The organism is Paenibacillus sp. MDV22-iso6, assembly GCF_058408365.1.
In genome coordinates this window covers 105,616-120,405 of record NZ_JBZVDZ010000011.1, presented here as the reverse complement: position 1 = coordinate 120,405, position 14,790 = coordinate 105,616, and the positions used below count along the sequence as shown (strand labels likewise).

The window sequence follows — 14,790 nt, the reverse complement described above, 5'->3', positions numbered from 1 at the left end:
GCCTCTGTCCTTAATGAGTCAAGGTTTTGGCATCATGGGCCAATGCAGTTTTTAGCATTCCATACCGATGCTCATGACTCATCTCAAACAGCCAAGGGCGGCGCGGGGCAGTGAGATGACCGAGACAATCGCGATTTTGCAGCCAATCCTGCCTTGTAATCGGTTCATACGGCGTATCACCCCATACAGCCAGCAATTCAGGACTATATAACCGTTGTCCTTCCCCTAGCCATTCTTGATCCAACAGCTCCTGACTATAGAGCTCAGCTTCTCCGGGTTCATCTTTATGTGCGGTGAACAGACCAGGCCAGTATTCAGCACGTGAGCCACGGTGGGGAACCGAGCGCGCAAACTCCAATACTTGTGTGTACACTTGTTCCACTCCAAACAGCATCGCATATAAGCCTTTACCAAACATAATCCGCTCATCCAGCTTGCCAAAATGTTCAATAACCCGGCCTGCAAGACCTTTTTCCCGTCCGAGTGGAAATACGATATGGTTCAGCCCAGCCAGATTATGCAGATGGAATGCGGGTTTGGACAGCACTTGTTTTTGAAAATAAGGATGCTGCACGACCCGGCTCTCGATATAGTTCTGCTCATTAATAATTAACGCGACACTGAGCAGCGAGCTGCATCGCTCCAGCCAAAATCGTTCCCAGAACGGTGTCATGAACGCCGATACATGAAAATGGGACAACAAATGAAAACAGCTCCGGCCGATCCGGCGGCTGTTCATATATAACAGAAGCTGGGGATAAGCATCTTGGAAAATGAGGGCATTACATCGCTCCAGTAGTCGATACATGTGCTCACGGTCTGTTTGATTTTGCAGATTATGCATAAGGTCACTTTGAAGATCGGTCATGTGATATCCTCCGTTGCGGGATACCATATGGGCAAGCAGGGCCCAATGCAGCTCTGGATACTGTTCGTAACATTCCAGGTATGCTGCTGTGCGAGTGATGTTACTCCGGTTGTTTTCTTGCGTTAATGTCTTGATTTCTTCCAGAATGATGCAGTCCTCTTCACAGACCAGTGCACTGAGCGTATTTCGGGCAAAAGAACTCTCGTTTCCAGGCAACAAGCGCTCCACTTCAGCTTGTAAGGTAGCAGCCATGTCAGAGTCCCAAGCCATATCACGCAAGGGATGACGAAGCTGTGCAGAAGCCTGCCAAGCCGCCTGTTTGCCCCTCCACACTTCCCGGGCCGCACCGGGGATGGATCGAACCATCTGTAATATTGACCCATGATGGGCAGACTCGGAGGAATCCGATTTAACGGAAGTCATGACATGACCTCCTTTCCTGATATTCTGATTACGCTTTTAGTTTAAGAAGCTGTTGATGTCAGTATGCGCCGAATATTTGACTTCCACTCCGCAATTTGCTTCACTTAGAGGATAAGACAAGGTATAGAAAGGAAGATGTTGTAATGGAAAAGATTACATCGAAACCGGAATTTGATGTGGCAATCCAATCTCCGCGTTTGACTGTAGCTGTATTTAAGGCAGATTGGTGTGGTGATTGCAAGTACATCGATCCGTTTATGCCTGAAGTTGAAGAAAAGTTTGCTCGTGAACTGAAGTTGGTTGAGGTCGACGTAGATCAGGTGGGTACAGTGAGCGAAGAGAAAAATATCCTCGGCATCCCCAGCTTTGTAGCTTACACAGATGGCCGGGAACTTGTTCGTTATGTGAACAAACTGCGCAAGTCGAGAGAAGAGATTGAGCAATTCCTGCAGCGTGCAGTTGAGGTGTATAACACGATTCATAAATAAAGCATGACAGGTTTACCATGTTAAAGGTTATAATTAAAGGAACGCCATTTCTCTTGAAATAGGGAAGTGGCGTTTGTATTTTCCGAGTTTTCGGGAGAAACTAACGTTGTAATAATGTACATATTTACCGATGACCTGCGGGTCAACTTCTCGACAGACGTTAACATTTTGTCACAAAGCGCGGCGTCAATGACACATTTATCCGGTATAATGAATTTAGTTGTGAAATAAGTGTCAAAGTATCGAATCAAGCGGAGGATGTAGTTCTTCGCCATCTTAAACCAACAGCGGGTGAGAAAAAATTGAAACACTTAACCTTGTTTAAATGGTTAACCGTATTAACCTGTCTTGTCATGTTTCTGGCCACATTTGGCGGAGGCGTTGTGACCCGAACGGAATCGGGCCTCGGTTGCGGCGCAGAATGGCCTTTATGTAACGGAAAACTTGTGCCTGCACATACTGTTGCCTCACTTATTGAATTTTCCCACCGCGCCGTCAGCGCACTGGCAGGGCTTTTGTCCATAGCCTCTTTTGTAGCATTTTTGCGTTTTGGCAAATCACGCCGTGATCTGCAATTGTTTTCATTGTTAACGCTGATATTTGTTATTGTCCAGGGAATCATGGGTGCTTTTGCCGTCGTATTCTCCCAATCTTCCGCAGTCATGGCACTGCATTTCGGATTTGCCTTAATTGCTTTTGCTAGCTCCTTAATGATGGCGCTTGGTATTCGGCAGGAAGCTCGCCATGGTGGATTGGAACGATTGAATCGATATCCGCGAGTCAGCAAAGGGTTCCGAAATCTGGTGTGGTTTTCCACAATCTATACGTACCTCGTGGTATATACTGGAGCATTTGTGAGCCATACGGATTCTGCTGGAGGCTGTTCAGGTTTTCCGCTCTGTAACGGGCAGATTATTCCTGAGCTCTCGGGAGGCGTAGCTGTTGCTTTTGCTCACCGGGTGGCAGCTGTTTCATTAGTAATCGTCATTGCAATCCTCGGTCATTTTGCGTATCGCAAACATCCGGATAACACGGAATTAAGAGCACTTGGCGTCATTTCTGTTGTGCTGGTTTTGTTGCAAGTGGTCATTGGTTTTGGACTGATGCTCACGATGAATCGTCCGGAAGTGTATATGTTCGTGGCGCTGGCGCATATGCTTGATATTGCTATTTTGTTCGGTGTATTAACCTATATGAGTTTCCTGGTGTACAAGTTGCATCGGCCCGTTAATCGGTTCTGATATATCCGAATTATTGTAGTTCAGGGATAATCCAGTGAAGTTCACCATCCGATGATGTACATCATTGGACAGGTGAACTTTGTTTGATGTCAGGCGTGTCAGGGCACCCTATTGTAAGCAGCGGTCATACGTTTACTCTGATTCCGATTTTGTTTAATATGATGAATTATTATTAATTTGATGATCTGCAGAGTGGAAAGAGGAGGCTATATATGCTGCGAACGTTGCTGGGTGAAAAGCCGCGTAAGAACGAAGGCATACTAAAGGACGCGATGGAAGCGATGGCGGATACGCTTGAGCTATTTCAGCGACAGATGCATGTGGACCATGATCCTACCCATGATTTTCGTAAACTGTATATATGGACCCAGGGATTGATCTCTTCGCTGGATGAATTGGAGCAAAGCTGTTTTGCAGCTTCCCATTTCCGTCAGAAAGTCAAAGCGGGCTCTACGGACGATATGACATTACCAGAAAAAGCAGAGTATGCCCGTTACGTCTATTTCTATAAGGATGGCTTCATCCGATGTTTTGCCATTCTGGATAAGTTAGGTACAGTGTTGAATGAAATATTTGAGCTGAACACAACCAATGTTAAAACGCATTATTCTTATTTCACCGTATTAAGACAGTTCGGATATGATAAGCTGCATTATGTTCTTGCTAACGAACTAATTCGGATCAAGGACTCTTACCGTGAGCCAATGAGCAAATTGCGCAAGCGGCGAAACATGGAGATTCATTACATGAATTCCGAAATGCAGGATGATCTGTGGCAGCTGCACCAGACTTTGCAAGGGAAAGTGAAGCTGGAAGACCTGGATCAGCATCTTTTGGAACTCCGGCAGGGTGTGGATATGGTATGTGAGACGTTAAAAGCAGCGTATGGCTACATCAACGAGAAGTGGCATAAGCAGGTAGTGAATCAACCGACGAACTGATTGGATAGTAATATTTGCCTTTGACAAATCGGAATACTTGGATTATACTGAGTTCCTGATCGACAGTTAGATGGAATTAACATTTATGACATTAACATTATAACTACTACTGAACTTATAAATTAAATATTTCTTATCGAGAGCGGCGGAGGGACAGGCCCGATGAAGCCCGGCAACCGATTTATAACTGCATGACAGCTGTGTCATACTTTATAGATGTTAGGTGCTAATTCCTACAAAATGGTGCAAGGCACGATTTTGGCAGATGAGAAGGTATAATCTTTCACGTGAAGAGCCCTTTTTGTTTCTGCAAAAGGGGCTCTTTTTTTGTACGATGAAGGGGAGTTTTCCTTTCATTCGGGTAAAGATACATGTAGGCAGTGGGAAGGAGCAGTAATTTTGATTGAATTAAAAGGTTTAACCAAGAAGTACGGTAAAGGTTCAAAAAGTACGACGGCCTTATCGGAACTAAATTTGAATATCCGCAAGGGTGAAATATTCGGAGTTATCGGTCATTCCGGTGCAGGCAAGAGTACATTGATCCGTTGTATCAATTTGCTCGAACGCCCCACGGCAGGCGAGGTTTGGGTTGATGGAATCAACCTAACCGATCTCAATAAGTCCGATTTGCAACAACAACGGCGTAAGATCGGCATGATTTTTCAACACTTTAATCTGTTATCCTCAGCTACGGTATATGACAATGTGGCTTTTCCTTTAAAGCTCGTTAATACGCCCAAGGCTGCAATTGATCGAAAAGTGAAGGAAATGCTCGCATTGGTTGGACTGGAGGACCACAGCAATAAATATCCGGCCCAGCTGTCAGGCGGACAGAAGCAAAGGGTAGGTATTGCGAGAGCGCTCGCGAGTGATCCGAACGTGCTGCTGTGTGATGAGGCCACATCGGCACTTGATCCCCAGACAACTGATTCGATTCTGAAGTTATTGCTGGATATCAATGAAAAGTATAACCTCACGATTGTTCTAATCACCCATGAGATGCACGTGATCCAGAATATCTGTGATCAGGTGGCGGTTATCCATCAGGGAGGCATCGTGGAGCAAGGGCCAGTGACGGAAGTATTTCTCAAGCCGCAGCATGCCATTACGCGTGACTTTATGATGCGGGACCATGAGGTGGGAATTGCATTAGAAGAGACCGCTCTGGCGAGTGCAGATGTCTCATTACAGAAGGATGGATCTTCTAAGCTTGTGAAAATATCCTTCTTGGGCAATAAAACCTATGAGGCGATTTTGTCCAGAACGGTTCGTAAAACAGGAGTGGATTTCGCCATTTTGCAAGGCACCATTTCAACGATCAAACAAGTTCCCTATGGACAGCTGACCGTTCGGTTTGAGGGGCAGTCAGATGAGATCAATCTCACCATTAAAGAATTAGTGGATCAGGGACTTGATGTGGAGGTGCTTCGTTAAATGGATTTTTCAACAGTGCGTTGGGAAGAAATCGGTAAGGCTTCAATTGAAACACTGCAAATCCTCGGAGCATCGGGCCTATTCACGATAATCATTGGTTTGCCGCTAGGCGTATTGCTGTTTATGACGGCAAGGTCGACTTCGATTCAATCTCAAGTGGTGTACACGATACTATCGTTTATTGTAAATATTCTGCGATCAGTGCCATTTATCATTTTGATTGTTGCACTCATTCCGTTTACGCGTTCACTGGTTGGCACTGCTACAGGAGTACTGGGCGTTATACCACCACTCGTCATTGCCGCAGCTCCATACTTTGCCCGGTTGGTGGAAACTACACTGCGTGAAGTGGATCGTGGCGTCATTGAAGCCGCACAGGCGATGGGAGCTTCAACCGGACAGATTGTACGGCGTGTGCTTCTGCCAGAGGCATTGCCGGGTCTGATAGCTGGTATCACCATTACAATCGTTACCTTAGTTTCCTACACGGCGATGGCGGGGATGGTTGGTGGTGGAGGTCTGGGAACATTGGCAATCAACTACGGATACTTCCGTTATCAGAATGAAATTATGATTATATCCGTTGTATTTATGATCATTTTGGTGCAAGTGCTTCAGATGGCTGGCGATCGTTTGGTTAAATGGTTCACCAGGAAATAACACATATATAGCATTTACCTGATTCGGTATCGATTTGGGGCAAAATGCAAAAAAATTTATTGGAGAAGGGGTTTTACACATGAAAAAATGGTCTTTTGCTCTACTTAGTATTATGCTGATTGCGGTTCTAGCGGCTTGCGGAAACAACAAGGATTCCGACAGCGGCGCTGATAATGCTGGAGGCGCACCGCGCACCGTAGAATTGAAAGTGGGAGCATCCCCTACACCACATGCAGAAATTTTGGAAAGCATCAAGCCTGAACTCGAAGCTGAAGGCATTCGCTTGCAAATCGTGACTTTCAATGACTATGTTCAACCGAACCAACAGCTTGAAGATAAACAACTGGATGCGAACTTTTTCCAACACCAACCTTACCTGGATACAGAGAACAAAGAACGTGGTTTCCATCTCGTTGCTGTAACACCTGTGCATGTTGAGCCATTTGCTGGCTATTCCAAAAAAATCAAATCATTGGATGAGTTGAAAGACGGCGCAAAAGTAGCCATTCCTAATGACCCATCCAACGGCGGTCGTGGACTGTTGTTGCTTGCAAAAGAAGGACTTATCACGCTGAAAGACAACACAAATATCACTTCTACGATTCAGGATATTACAGCCAATCCGAAAAATCTGAATATCATCGAGCTGGATGCAGCCATGATGCCTCGTCAACTGGATGAAGCAGATCTGGTATTCATCAACGCCAACTACGCGCTGGAAGCCAATCTGAACCCAGAGAAGGATGCGCTGTTGATCGAGGACCTGCAAGGTAACCCTTATGCAAACATTCTCGTATCCCGTGAAGATAACAAAGATGCAGATGCCATCCAAAAACTGGCTGCAGCCCTGCATTCCGAAGAGGTTAAAACATTCATCAAAGATCGTTATCAAGGTGCTGTAGAACCGGCGTTTTAAGCTGAACGATTAAGCTGAAAATATATTGTATACTCGGCTCCACTTGTTATGGAACTACTAAAGAAAGCCCTGCATTCTCTTTATGGAGAATGCAGGGCTTTCTGTTTTGTACATCATGTTAAAGAGAACGTTTTGAGGTAAGAGCACTTCGATGTAGGAATACTATAAGTGCTTTACTTATAAGCTTAACGTTTATTCGGATCAGTATCTGAATGTCCATCTGTCTGTTGGCTATCAGAGCCTGCGGACTCCTGTCCAGCAGCATGCTGTTGGTAAGCTTCCTCTGCAGGAGATAGCGAATTCTGATCTCCTGGGTCAGCATCTTTTTTGCGGCCGGTCAGCTTGCGACGAATCCATCCGAAAGCACCAACAATAGCGGCCACGATGACAAACCATCCTTTCTTAAGTAAAAGCAATAATCCAACTTTCTTAGCTACAGCTACACCAGCACCACCGAGAATCAGACTGGTCAGGCCAAGTTCTGATTTTTTGTCTACGGATGCATCAAACTCTTCATAGGTATTTCCTTTGATCACGTTGAGCTGGTTAAGCACGGAGCTTTCAAACTGTTTGCGATTTTCTTCAAAATTGGCACTATCCGTAACGAGGATAACACCGATGTATCCTTCGCGGGTGAGTACATTCACATTATAATTGACGAGTTTTTCCCGCTCTGCATCCTCAAGACCAAGAGAATAGATCAATTGATGTTTGCTGCTGTCATAGGTGGGCTCAATTTCCCATCCGGTGATAAACAATTGATTTTCGGGTGTTGTTTTCTCATTTTGATCTTCTGTACCTCTTTTATAGCTATCGAGCAGTTCATCGGCATCCAGATCGTCTTTCTCACTATCATCGACATGACCGGTATCGTTATATTCAAAGATAACATACCAGTTGGAGTTTTCGCCGGCGCCATAGATACTTCCAATTTCCGTTCCATTGGGGAAGGAGTCCGTGTCTTCCAGGAACCTTTGGGTGTTAGCTGCATCGAGATAGGAGAGATTTTCAGCTACGTTTAATGTTGCTTTGTTATCAAGGACTACGTCTGAAGGCCCATCAATCCATTGATAATCTTCGGTGGAGCTATTGCTTTCACTTTCTGCAGATGCTGTGGTCGAGAATGGAGCTTGAAATGAGGCGATAAGCAAAATTGCGAGTAGAGAGGCTAACCATCTTTTCATTTACGCTGTATTCCTTTCGAAGGTGTCATGCAATGTTGTCATTTACATGAACATATGTATTGTGTCGTTATATTCATAAGAAAATAAGGACTTATCGACATTAACATAGGCATCCAGACCAGACAAGGGAATTCTGGAGATAAAGGGTTAATTTTCCTACAAAAGACCTAATTCATTTTATTTCAGTGGTTTGAAAGATAAGTATTTAGTCCTTAATTTACACTTTTTTGCAAATGGTACAGATTGGTGGGAAACACGAGTTGTGGGGGGATGATAAATCTTTTATACTGAATGAGTGACTGCTCTTTGAAGAGGGGGATGAACGTGAAGGGAAAGATTGCCCTCATAACGGGAAGTGCCAAAGGTCTTGGTAAAATGACGGCTCTCAGTCTGGCGGATCAGGGTTGCCATATTGCTCTCAATTACGTACATAGCCGTACGGAAGCTGAGGCGTTACAGACTCAGATCATAGCCAAGGGTGTGCGGTGTATTGCCATTCAGGCCGATATTTCCAAGACAGAAGAGATCACTATGCTCGTTGCTCAGGTCGAAGAGAAACTGGGCAGCATTGATATTCTCGTGAACAACGCGGGTCCTTTTGTCCGTGAACGTCGACTGTTTGCCGAGTATTCCGAAGATGAGGTTCAGATGCTTGTGCAAGGAAATCTGCTTGGACCGATGCTGCTGGATCAGCGTGTATTGCCGGAGATGCGGCGCAAGCAGTGGGGACGAATTATACATTTTGGCTTCAGTCATGCAGGAGAAGCGAGGTCATGGCCTCATCGGGCGGTTTATGCTGCTGCGAAGGTAGGTCTGGTTTCATTTACAAAGACACTTGCTGTGGAGGAAGCTCCCTACGGCATTACGGTTAATATGGTCTGTCCAGGTGATATTCGCGGTGCCAACAAAGAGAAAACGATTGATGAGATGGCAGGTATAACCGACGAGGAAACGCCGAGAGGACGTCCTGGAAGCGGTGAAGATATTGCACGGGTGATTACCTATCTGTGTCTGGATCATTCCGATTTTATAACAGGTAACATTATGGATGTATCTGGAGGACTTGACCCGATTCGTCCTAACATACAGCGTGAGGATGCATAGCACAAAAAAAGAGCCCTCCGCTTCATGTGAAGCGAAAGGCTCTTGAGGTTTATTTCGTGAAGGATTGATTAGAATACTTGTACGACTTCTTCAACACCCTCAACTTCTTCGAGAAGGGCGCGTTCAATCCCGGCTTTTAAGGTAATGGTGGAGCTTGGGCAGCTACCGCAGGCACCGACCAGTTTCAGCTTAATAATGCCGTCCTCCACGTCGACCAGTTCCACGTCACCGCCATCGCGTTGCAGGAACGGACGAAGTTTGTCAAGCACTTCAGATACCTCATCATACATGGTGCTTTGTGCGTTTTCGCTCATTTTTTTCAACTCCTTTCCTCACTATAGTATATTACAATTGGCCACAAATTAAAATGGTCAAACAAAGCAGGTGAACCTACATGAGACCGATTATTGAATTTTGTGCCAATAATATGCATTTTGGCACAGATGAAGTCATGGATCAACTGGAAGAAAATCCAGACTATGATGTGATAGAATACGGCTGCCTCAGCAACTGCGGCCAATGTTACATGACTCCATTTGCACTGGTGAATGGCGAGCTTGTCATCACCGACAAAGTGGAGGATTTATATAACGCTATATTGGCCAAAATTGCCGAAGCCGATGCCTGGGATGAGCTGGATCTCGATTAACCGAGATGACGCTTGGACATCCAGAGCACGCCGCTTTTTAGAATACGTGGCACACGTCCCATCATGGACGTTTTGCCCATCAGCCCAAATCCAGCCTTCTTGCCGAGTGCACCGAGTGTGCCACGAAGCTTGAGTGGCTGCGGATTGGGCTTTTCGCCTTTCCAGAGGGCATGCTGAATATGGGCGATTTGTTCACCCTGTACTTCGGCAGCCTGACCGCTTGGTGCATAAGGCACGCTGGCACAGTCACCTACTACATAAACATCGGTATATTCTGGAATTTGATAATATTCGTTCAGTACGACACGACCTTGTGGATCCTTGGTCACATCGAGATCCTGTACGACTTTTACGGGCTGAATGCCGGCAGTCCAGACTACCGCATCCGTCAGAATTTCTTCATCCCGGTTGAAAATGGCGTTCGGTTCAAGTCGGGAAATGGCAATATGCCCACGTGTCTCGACCTGATGTTCACCAAACCATTCATGAACATAAGCGGACAAGCGCTGCGGAAAAGCGGATAATACACGTTCACCACGGTCCAGGATGCTGATGTTCAGATCCGGTCTGCTCTCACGAAGCTCGGCAGCGATCTCGACGCCGCTCAATCCACCGCCGACGATATGCACGTTACCATAAGCTTTGACTTCGTTAAGACGTAGGTAGGTTTCCCGTGTTTTGCTAAAGCTTTGAATTGTACAGCTATATTCCTCGGCTCCCGGCGTATTGTGGAATCGGTCTGTACATCCAAGTCCAATCACGAGCTTGTCATACTCCAAAGGGTCCTGTCCTTCAAATTCAATCTGACGCTGTTCCAAGTCAATCGAAGTTACTTCTCCGTAACGATAAGTGACTTTGTCGCTGACTGGAAATTGGATACGCAGGTCATAATCGGATACGGTCCCTGCTGCGAGTGCGTAATATTCAGTTTTCAATCCTTGGAAGGGACTGCGGTCCACCAACACGATTTGTGTATCTGACGGGATCTTGCCTTCCAGAAGTTCCTTGATAATCGTGAGGCCACCGTAGCCGCCTCCGAGAATGACGAAATTTTTCATGACTCGGCTTCCTTTCTGCATCAGTCCCGTGTGAACGGGGCTGTAACCTGTGGAGCAGCTATGCAATAACATAGCTGCTCCTGTTTTTTTAATCTGGATTTGAAATGATTGAAAATGGGCATTTAAAATTACAGATATGTTTCTGTAATCCGCACCACTCCATGCCAAACGCTCCCGAGTTGAATGAAAGTCGCTTATGGGAATGATGCTCATACTACATGCTATTCGTACACTTGAATTTCATTGTAGAACGTATCACGTTCAACCGGAATACGTCCAGCACCCTTAATTAACCATATAAGCTCTTTGCGGGTGAGGCCTTCAGGCGTTAGTGCGCCTGCTGCATGACTAATCCGTTCGCGAACGATAGTTCCGTGTGCATCCGAAGCACCGAATCCAAGGGCGACTTGAGTCAGCTGTGGACCGATGTTGATGAAGTATGCTTTGATATGATCGATGTTATCCAGCATCAGACGGCTGATCGCAATCGTTTTGAGATCTTCGTATGCGGAGTTACGACGCATGATGCTGGCGTTTTTGCTTTTCGGCTGCATGGAGAGCGGGATAAATACCATGAATCCGTTGGTCTCATCTTGCAGTTCACGAATTTGTACCATATGGTTCACGCGATCCTCATAGGACTCAATGGATCCATAAAGCATCGTGGTATGGGTACGCATGCCCAAATGATGAGCAGTACGGTGCACTTCCAGATAACGGTCAACGTTCGCTTTGTTTACACGCATTTTTTTGCGGTATTCATCGGACAGGATCTCAGCGCCGCCACCAGTCAGTGATTTCAGACCTGCTTTTTGCAGTTCTTGTAGTACTTCCTTGATGCTTAGTCCGCTGATGCGGGTGAAGAAATCAATCTCGGCAGCCGTGTAGGCTTTCAACGTAACGTCCGGATATTTCTCGTTTAAAGCACGCAAGGAATCGACATAATATTGAAAAGGAACATGGTTGTTATGTCCGCCTACAATATGGAACTCGCGTACACCTGGGTGAATATGCTGTTCTACGTAATCGATCATTTCTTGACCGGACAACGTGTAAGAGCCATCTTCGCCCTGATCTTTGCGGAAGTTACAGAAAGCACAGTGGGCTTCGCATACGTTGGTAAAATAAAGGCTCATGTTTTCAATAAAATAAACTTTCTTGCCATTCTTACGCAGGTTGGCCTCATTGGCCAGTTGGCCCAAAGTCAGCAGATCATCCGTTTCATACAGATAAACGCCGTCTTCTACGGTCAGCCTTACGCCGTTCTGCACTTTCTCAACGATTTCAGCCATTCTTTTGTCTGTGAACGGTGTTACCAATGTAGACATTTTGTATCCTCCTATTCTTAACCGGAATCGAGTTGTGTGTAGGACTTACTTACAGAACTACATAGAAAAGATGCGGTCATCTGCCGCTTCTTATATAAACTAACTCTTATTTACCCGGTGCAGCCTGTGCTGCGTACGTAAAGCTGATTTTTCATCAAAATGAGTCTTGTGACTCTATATGCATTGGGGACTGCGTACAGTCTCGAAATGTGAAAAAAATTACAACTCTATATATGACCATCGCCTGAATAAGTCATGACAAAATATCGACATTTCAAAGCGATCACCTACTCATTATAAACCTCGTGTCCCGGGGGTTCAATACACTGGGAAGAAAAAGGAGTTAAGGGGGAACGCGGAAACAGGCAAAGATGACTTGAGCCCCTTGACGGGGTGGAGTATAATTTAAAGAAGAGTTAACGAAAGGTTGTTCAAAAAGTACACTTTTGATTACGAAGGATGCCTAGCGGCATCTCAGCGTCGAATATGGGATTCAGCCGAAATGTCCGTTGCTCACGTAGTTTTGCCTACGCTCCGCTACTCCATTTCTATCTTCATCCCATCTTCTTGGTACTGAAAAGCGCCCTTTTTGAACATGATTTTATATGAAAAAGGAGAGTGACCTGGCATGATTAGCATCAGCGAAACGGCTGCAGACAGATTGAAAGAAATGCTTGCACAGCAAGAGACACCTGGTATGTTCTTGCGTCTTGGCGTAGCACCGGGCGGTTGTACCGGATTTTCGTACGCCATGGGCTTTGACGATAAAGAGTCCGATGAGGACCTCTATATGGATATTCAGAATATGAAGGTTGTTGTAGAGAAGGAAAACCTGAAATATTTGAATGGACTGGAAATTGATTTTGAAGAATCCGGCATGTCCGGTGGTTTCACCATTCACAACCCGAACGCAGTGGCAACATGCGGCTGTGGCTCATCCTTCCGGACGAGAGAAGAAGCAGGCGTACCGGATAAAGATTGTTAATATTTGTGAATTGCGGCCTCTATAGCGGATTAGTCTTGTACTAATCACGTTATGGAGGTCTTTTTTTTGCGTGGTGGTTTGGTATGTATTTTGGTTGTTCATATTAAGAGGGCACCTGGACGCTTTTTTATAGAGAGGTGAAGTTGACAAGTTATGTTGTAACTAATATAGTTACATTATGAAATTTAACAGAGCCTAATCACAAAGGAGAGATTATGATGAAGATTGGAATCATTGGCGCGACAGGCAAAGCAGGGAATTTGATTTTGAAAGAAGCGTTGGATAGAGGGCATGAAGTGACTGCGATCGTTCGTAATGCATCCAAAGTGGAAGATAAAAGTCTGAACGTACTTGAAAAAGATGTATTCGACCTCACGGCAGAGGATGCCAAATCATTCGACGTGATCGTCAATGCTTTCGGTGCTCCAGCCGGTAAAGAGAATCTGCATGTGGAAGCAGGACAAGCCTTGATTAACATTCTGAAAGAGGCGCCGAATACTCGTTTGATCGTTGTTGGTGGTGCAGGCAGTCTGTTCACAGATGAAACTCAAACCTTGCGTGTTGTAGACTCCCCTGGATTCCCTGATGCATACAAAGCAACAGCGACCAACCAGGGTAAAAACTTGCAGGATCTGCAAGCTTCTTCAGGTATCCAATGGACGTTCCTGAGCCCGGCGGGATTCTTTAATCCAGAGGGTGTACGAACAGGCAAGTACGAGTCTGGTAAAGATCTGATTCTGGTGAACAGCGAAGGAAACAGTTACATCAGCTATGCTGACTATGCCATCGCTTTGGTCGATGAGATCGAAAACCCGCAGCATAAGAATGAACGCTTTACGGTTGTAGGCGAAGCGAAGTAATTGAATTGAACTTGAAGATGAAAAATGGACGCCAATCATTATACTGATTAGCGTCCATTTTTTTCGTATGAAGTTGAAGCTCTAAAATCCTCGATGCTAGGAAGGTGTAACGTCATCTGTATTTGGATTTTCTATCAATTCTACGGACTCTGCCGACTCCATACTTTCAACACCATCTACAACCTCAACGAGTCCTACAGCCAATGTAGTGACTGCCGCAGCGGCAATTAGATTCTTGGCCCCGAGCTTAACTCTCTCCATGTCCTCGTCTTTCATGCCGACAACAACATCTTTGCCACCGTTATACACATACTTAGCTGATACCACTACGCCTTTAGCTGTATTGGAAACAGCTCCTCCAATATCGGCAAGTCCGGCGTCTAAAGTTGTGTTGTCTTTTCTGATCACACCACTCGCCATATCATATGTACCGCTGGCAAGTTGTCCTACGGTTTTCCCTGTATTAGTCGTAGCTTTTTCTACGCCATTACCAATTTCTTTAATGAATGGACTGCCTGTAAGTTCTCCAGCCACTCGGACAGTGCCGCCGAGTACTTTTCCGGTAACTTCTCCAGCAAACTGACCCAGTTCTTTTAAAAATCCCATATATTCCCCACCTTTGAAATAAGGTTGCACATGTGCTGTCTGAAT

At 45.4% G+C, this 14,790-nt stretch carries 16 protein-coding genes and 1 riboswitch; of the genes, 10 read left to right on the top strand and 6 right to left on the bottom strand.

The window, feature by feature from the left end:
- Window positions 1-10 precede the first annotated feature (10 nt).
- On the bottom strand, window positions 11-1,291 hold the full coding sequence (locus AC4PM4_RS26395; RefSeq protein WP_491614903.1) for a DUF2515 family protein: 1,281 nt from the start codon (window positions 1,289-1,291) through the stop codon (window positions 11-13).
- Between the two features lie 143 nt (window positions 1,292-1,434).
- Here AC4PM4_RS26395 and AC4PM4_RS26390 point away from each other — a divergent pair, with 143 nt between their 5' ends.
- The 6 genes from AC4PM4_RS26390 to AC4PM4_RS26365 all read left to right on the top strand — a co-directional run bounded on the left by AC4PM4_RS26390 (window position 1,435) and on the right by AC4PM4_RS26365 (window position 6,971).
- A complete protein-coding gene (locus AC4PM4_RS26390) occupies window positions 1,435-1,779 on the top strand; it encodes a thioredoxin family protein (RefSeq protein ID WP_449010837.1) in 345 nt (114 codons plus the stop codon).
- 317 nt (window positions 1,780-2,096) lie between these two features.
- Window positions 2,097-3,020, top strand: coding sequence for a COX15/CtaA family protein (locus tag AC4PM4_RS26385; RefSeq protein WP_256336683.1), 924 nt, complete (start codon window positions 2,097-2,099; stop codon window positions 3,018-3,020).
- A 212-nt stretch (window positions 3,021-3,232) separates the two neighbouring features.
- Window positions 3,233-3,961, top strand: coding sequence for a Cthe_2314 family HEPN domain-containing protein (locus AC4PM4_RS26380; RefSeq protein WP_491614900.1), 729 nt, complete (start codon window positions 3,233-3,235; stop codon window positions 3,959-3,961).
- Between the two features lie 130 nt (window positions 3,962-4,091).
- Window positions 4,092-4,233: riboswitch (SAM riboswitch) on the top strand.
- Window positions 4,234-4,360: 127 nt separating this feature from the next.
- Window positions 4,361-5,395, top strand: a complete 1,035-nt coding sequence (locus AC4PM4_RS26375) for a methionine ABC transporter ATP-binding protein (protein WP_491614898.1) — start codon at window positions 4,361-4,363, stop codon at window positions 5,393-5,395.
- Window positions 5,396-6,055: a methionine ABC transporter permease gene (locus AC4PM4_RS26370; RefSeq protein WP_072735491.1), complete on the top strand. Its 660-nt coding sequence runs from the start codon at window positions 5,396-5,398 to the stop codon at window positions 6,053-6,055.
- Window positions 6,056-6,134: 79 nt separating this feature from the next.
- Window positions 6,135-6,971 carry a MetQ/NlpA family ABC transporter substrate-binding protein gene (locus AC4PM4_RS26365; RefSeq protein ID WP_072735490.1) on the top strand — a complete coding sequence of 279 codons (837 nt, stop codon included), beginning with the start codon at window positions 6,135-6,137 and terminating at the stop codon, window positions 6,969-6,971.
- A 185-nt stretch (window positions 6,972-7,156) separates the two neighbouring features.
- Here the strand turns inward: AC4PM4_RS26365 and AC4PM4_RS26360 are convergent, their stop codons facing one another.
- Window positions 7,157-8,155: a DUF2167 domain-containing protein gene (locus AC4PM4_RS26360; RefSeq protein WP_072735489.1), complete on the bottom strand. Its 999-nt coding sequence runs from the start codon at window positions 8,153-8,155 to the stop codon at window positions 7,157-7,159.
- Between the two features lie 324 nt (window positions 8,156-8,479).
- Between AC4PM4_RS26360 and AC4PM4_RS26355 the strand changes: the two genes are divergently transcribed.
- Window positions 8,480-9,259, top strand: coding sequence for an SDR family oxidoreductase (locus AC4PM4_RS26355; protein WP_072735488.1), 780 nt, complete (start codon window positions 8,480-8,482; stop codon window positions 9,257-9,259).
- A 68-nt stretch (window positions 9,260-9,327) separates the two neighbouring features.
- Here the strand turns inward: AC4PM4_RS26355 and AC4PM4_RS26350 are convergent, their stop codons facing one another.
- Window positions 9,328-9,573: a NifU family protein gene (locus AC4PM4_RS26350; protein ID WP_024632664.1), complete on the bottom strand. Its 246-nt coding sequence runs from the start codon at window positions 9,571-9,573 to the stop codon at window positions 9,328-9,330.
- An 80-nt stretch (window positions 9,574-9,653) separates the two neighbouring features.
- On the opposite strand from AC4PM4_RS26350, the gene AC4PM4_RS26345 reads away from it, so the two are divergent.
- Window positions 9,654-9,908 (top strand): YuzB family protein, encoded by a 255-nt coding sequence (locus tag AC4PM4_RS26345; RefSeq protein WP_063566116.1) that lies wholly within the window; start codon window positions 9,654-9,656, stop codon window positions 9,906-9,908.
- On the opposite strand, the gene AC4PM4_RS26340 is transcribed toward AC4PM4_RS26345, so the two are convergent.
- Together AC4PM4_RS26340 and mqnE are read right to left on the bottom strand one after the other, a co-directional pair.
- Window positions 9,905-10,966 (bottom strand): NAD(P)/FAD-dependent oxidoreductase, encoded by a 1,062-nt coding sequence (locus tag AC4PM4_RS26340; protein ID WP_063566178.1) that lies wholly within the window; start codon window positions 10,964-10,966, stop codon window positions 9,905-9,907. The two genes, AC4PM4_RS26345 and AC4PM4_RS26340, sit on opposite strands and share 4 nt — an antisense overlap.
- Window positions 10,967-11,187: 221 nt before the next feature.
- Complete coding sequence (gene mqnE / locus AC4PM4_RS26335; RefSeq protein ID WP_063566115.1) at window positions 11,188-12,294, bottom strand: aminofutalosine synthase MqnE; 1,107 nt, start codon at window positions 12,292-12,294, stop codon at window positions 11,188-11,190.
- A gap of 628 nt (window positions 12,295-12,922) precedes the next feature.
- On the opposite strand from mqnE, the gene AC4PM4_RS26330 reads away from it, so the two are divergent.
- Both AC4PM4_RS26330 and AC4PM4_RS26325 read left to right on the top strand, forming a co-directional pair.
- Window positions 12,923-13,279: a HesB/IscA family protein gene (locus AC4PM4_RS26330; protein ID WP_064635713.1), complete on the top strand. Its 357-nt coding sequence runs from the start codon at window positions 12,923-12,925 to the stop codon at window positions 13,277-13,279.
- Window positions 13,280-13,497: 218 nt separating this feature from the next.
- On the top strand, window positions 13,498-14,139 hold the full coding sequence (locus AC4PM4_RS26325; protein WP_079696673.1) for an NAD(P)-dependent oxidoreductase: 642 nt from the start codon (window positions 13,498-13,500) through the stop codon (window positions 14,137-14,139).
- Window positions 14,140-14,235: 96 nt separating this feature from the next.
- Here AC4PM4_RS26325 and AC4PM4_RS26320 read toward each other — a convergent pair whose 3' ends face one another.
- Window positions 14,236-14,745: a hypothetical protein gene (locus tag AC4PM4_RS26320; protein ID WP_491614896.1), complete on the bottom strand. Its 510-nt coding sequence runs from the start codon at window positions 14,743-14,745 to the stop codon at window positions 14,236-14,238.
- Window positions 14,746-14,790: the final 45 nt, after the last annotated feature.

What these genes read in the sequence shown, in the direction of transcription:
- AC4PM4_RS26320 (WP_491614896.1), bottom strand. Translation starts at nt 14,745, where the DNA reads ATGGGATTTTTAAAAGAACTGGGTCAGTTTGCTGGAGAAGTTACCGGA.
- AC4PM4_RS26340 (WP_063566178.1), bottom strand. Translation starts at nt 10,966, where the DNA reads ATGAAAAATTTCGTCATTCTCGGAGGCGGCTACGGTGGCCTCACGATT.
- AC4PM4_RS26390 (WP_449010837.1), top strand. Translation starts at nt 1,435, where the DNA reads ATGGAAAAGATTACATCGAAACCGGAATTTGATGTGGCAATCCAATCT.
- AC4PM4_RS26350 (WP_024632664.1), bottom strand. Translation starts at nt 9,573, where the DNA reads ATGAGCGAAAACGCACAAAGCACCATGTATGATGAGGTATCTGAAGTG.
- AC4PM4_RS26325 (WP_079696673.1), top strand. Translation starts at nt 13,498, where the DNA reads ATGAAGATTGGAATCATTGGCGCGACAGGCAAAGCAGGGAATTTGATT.
- AC4PM4_RS26360 (WP_072735489.1), bottom strand. Translation starts at nt 8,155, where the DNA reads ATGAAAAGATGGTTAGCCTCTCTACTCGCAATTTTGCTTATCGCCTCA.
- mqnE (WP_063566115.1), bottom strand. Translation starts at nt 12,294, where the DNA reads ATGTCTACATTGGTAACACCGTTCACAGACAAAAGAATGGCTGAAATC.
- AC4PM4_RS26395 (WP_491614903.1), bottom strand. Translation starts at nt 1,291, where the DNA reads ATGACTTCCGTTAAATCGGATTCCTCCGAGTCTGCCCATCATGGGTCA.
- AC4PM4_RS26365 (WP_072735490.1), top strand. Translation starts at nt 6,135, where the DNA reads ATGAAAAAATGGTCTTTTGCTCTACTTAGTATTATGCTGATTGCGGTT.
- AC4PM4_RS26370 (WP_072735491.1), top strand. Translation starts at nt 5,396, where the DNA reads ATGGATTTTTCAACAGTGCGTTGGGAAGAAATCGGTAAGGCTTCAATT.
- AC4PM4_RS26345 (WP_063566116.1), top strand. Translation starts at nt 9,654, where the DNA reads ATGAGACCGATTATTGAATTTTGTGCCAATAATATGCATTTTGGCACA.
- AC4PM4_RS26380 (WP_491614900.1), top strand. Translation starts at nt 3,233, where the DNA reads ATGCTGCGAACGTTGCTGGGTGAAAAGCCGCGTAAGAACGAAGGCATA.
- AC4PM4_RS26330 (WP_064635713.1), top strand. Translation starts at nt 12,923, where the DNA reads ATGATTAGCATCAGCGAAACGGCTGCAGACAGATTGAAAGAAATGCTT.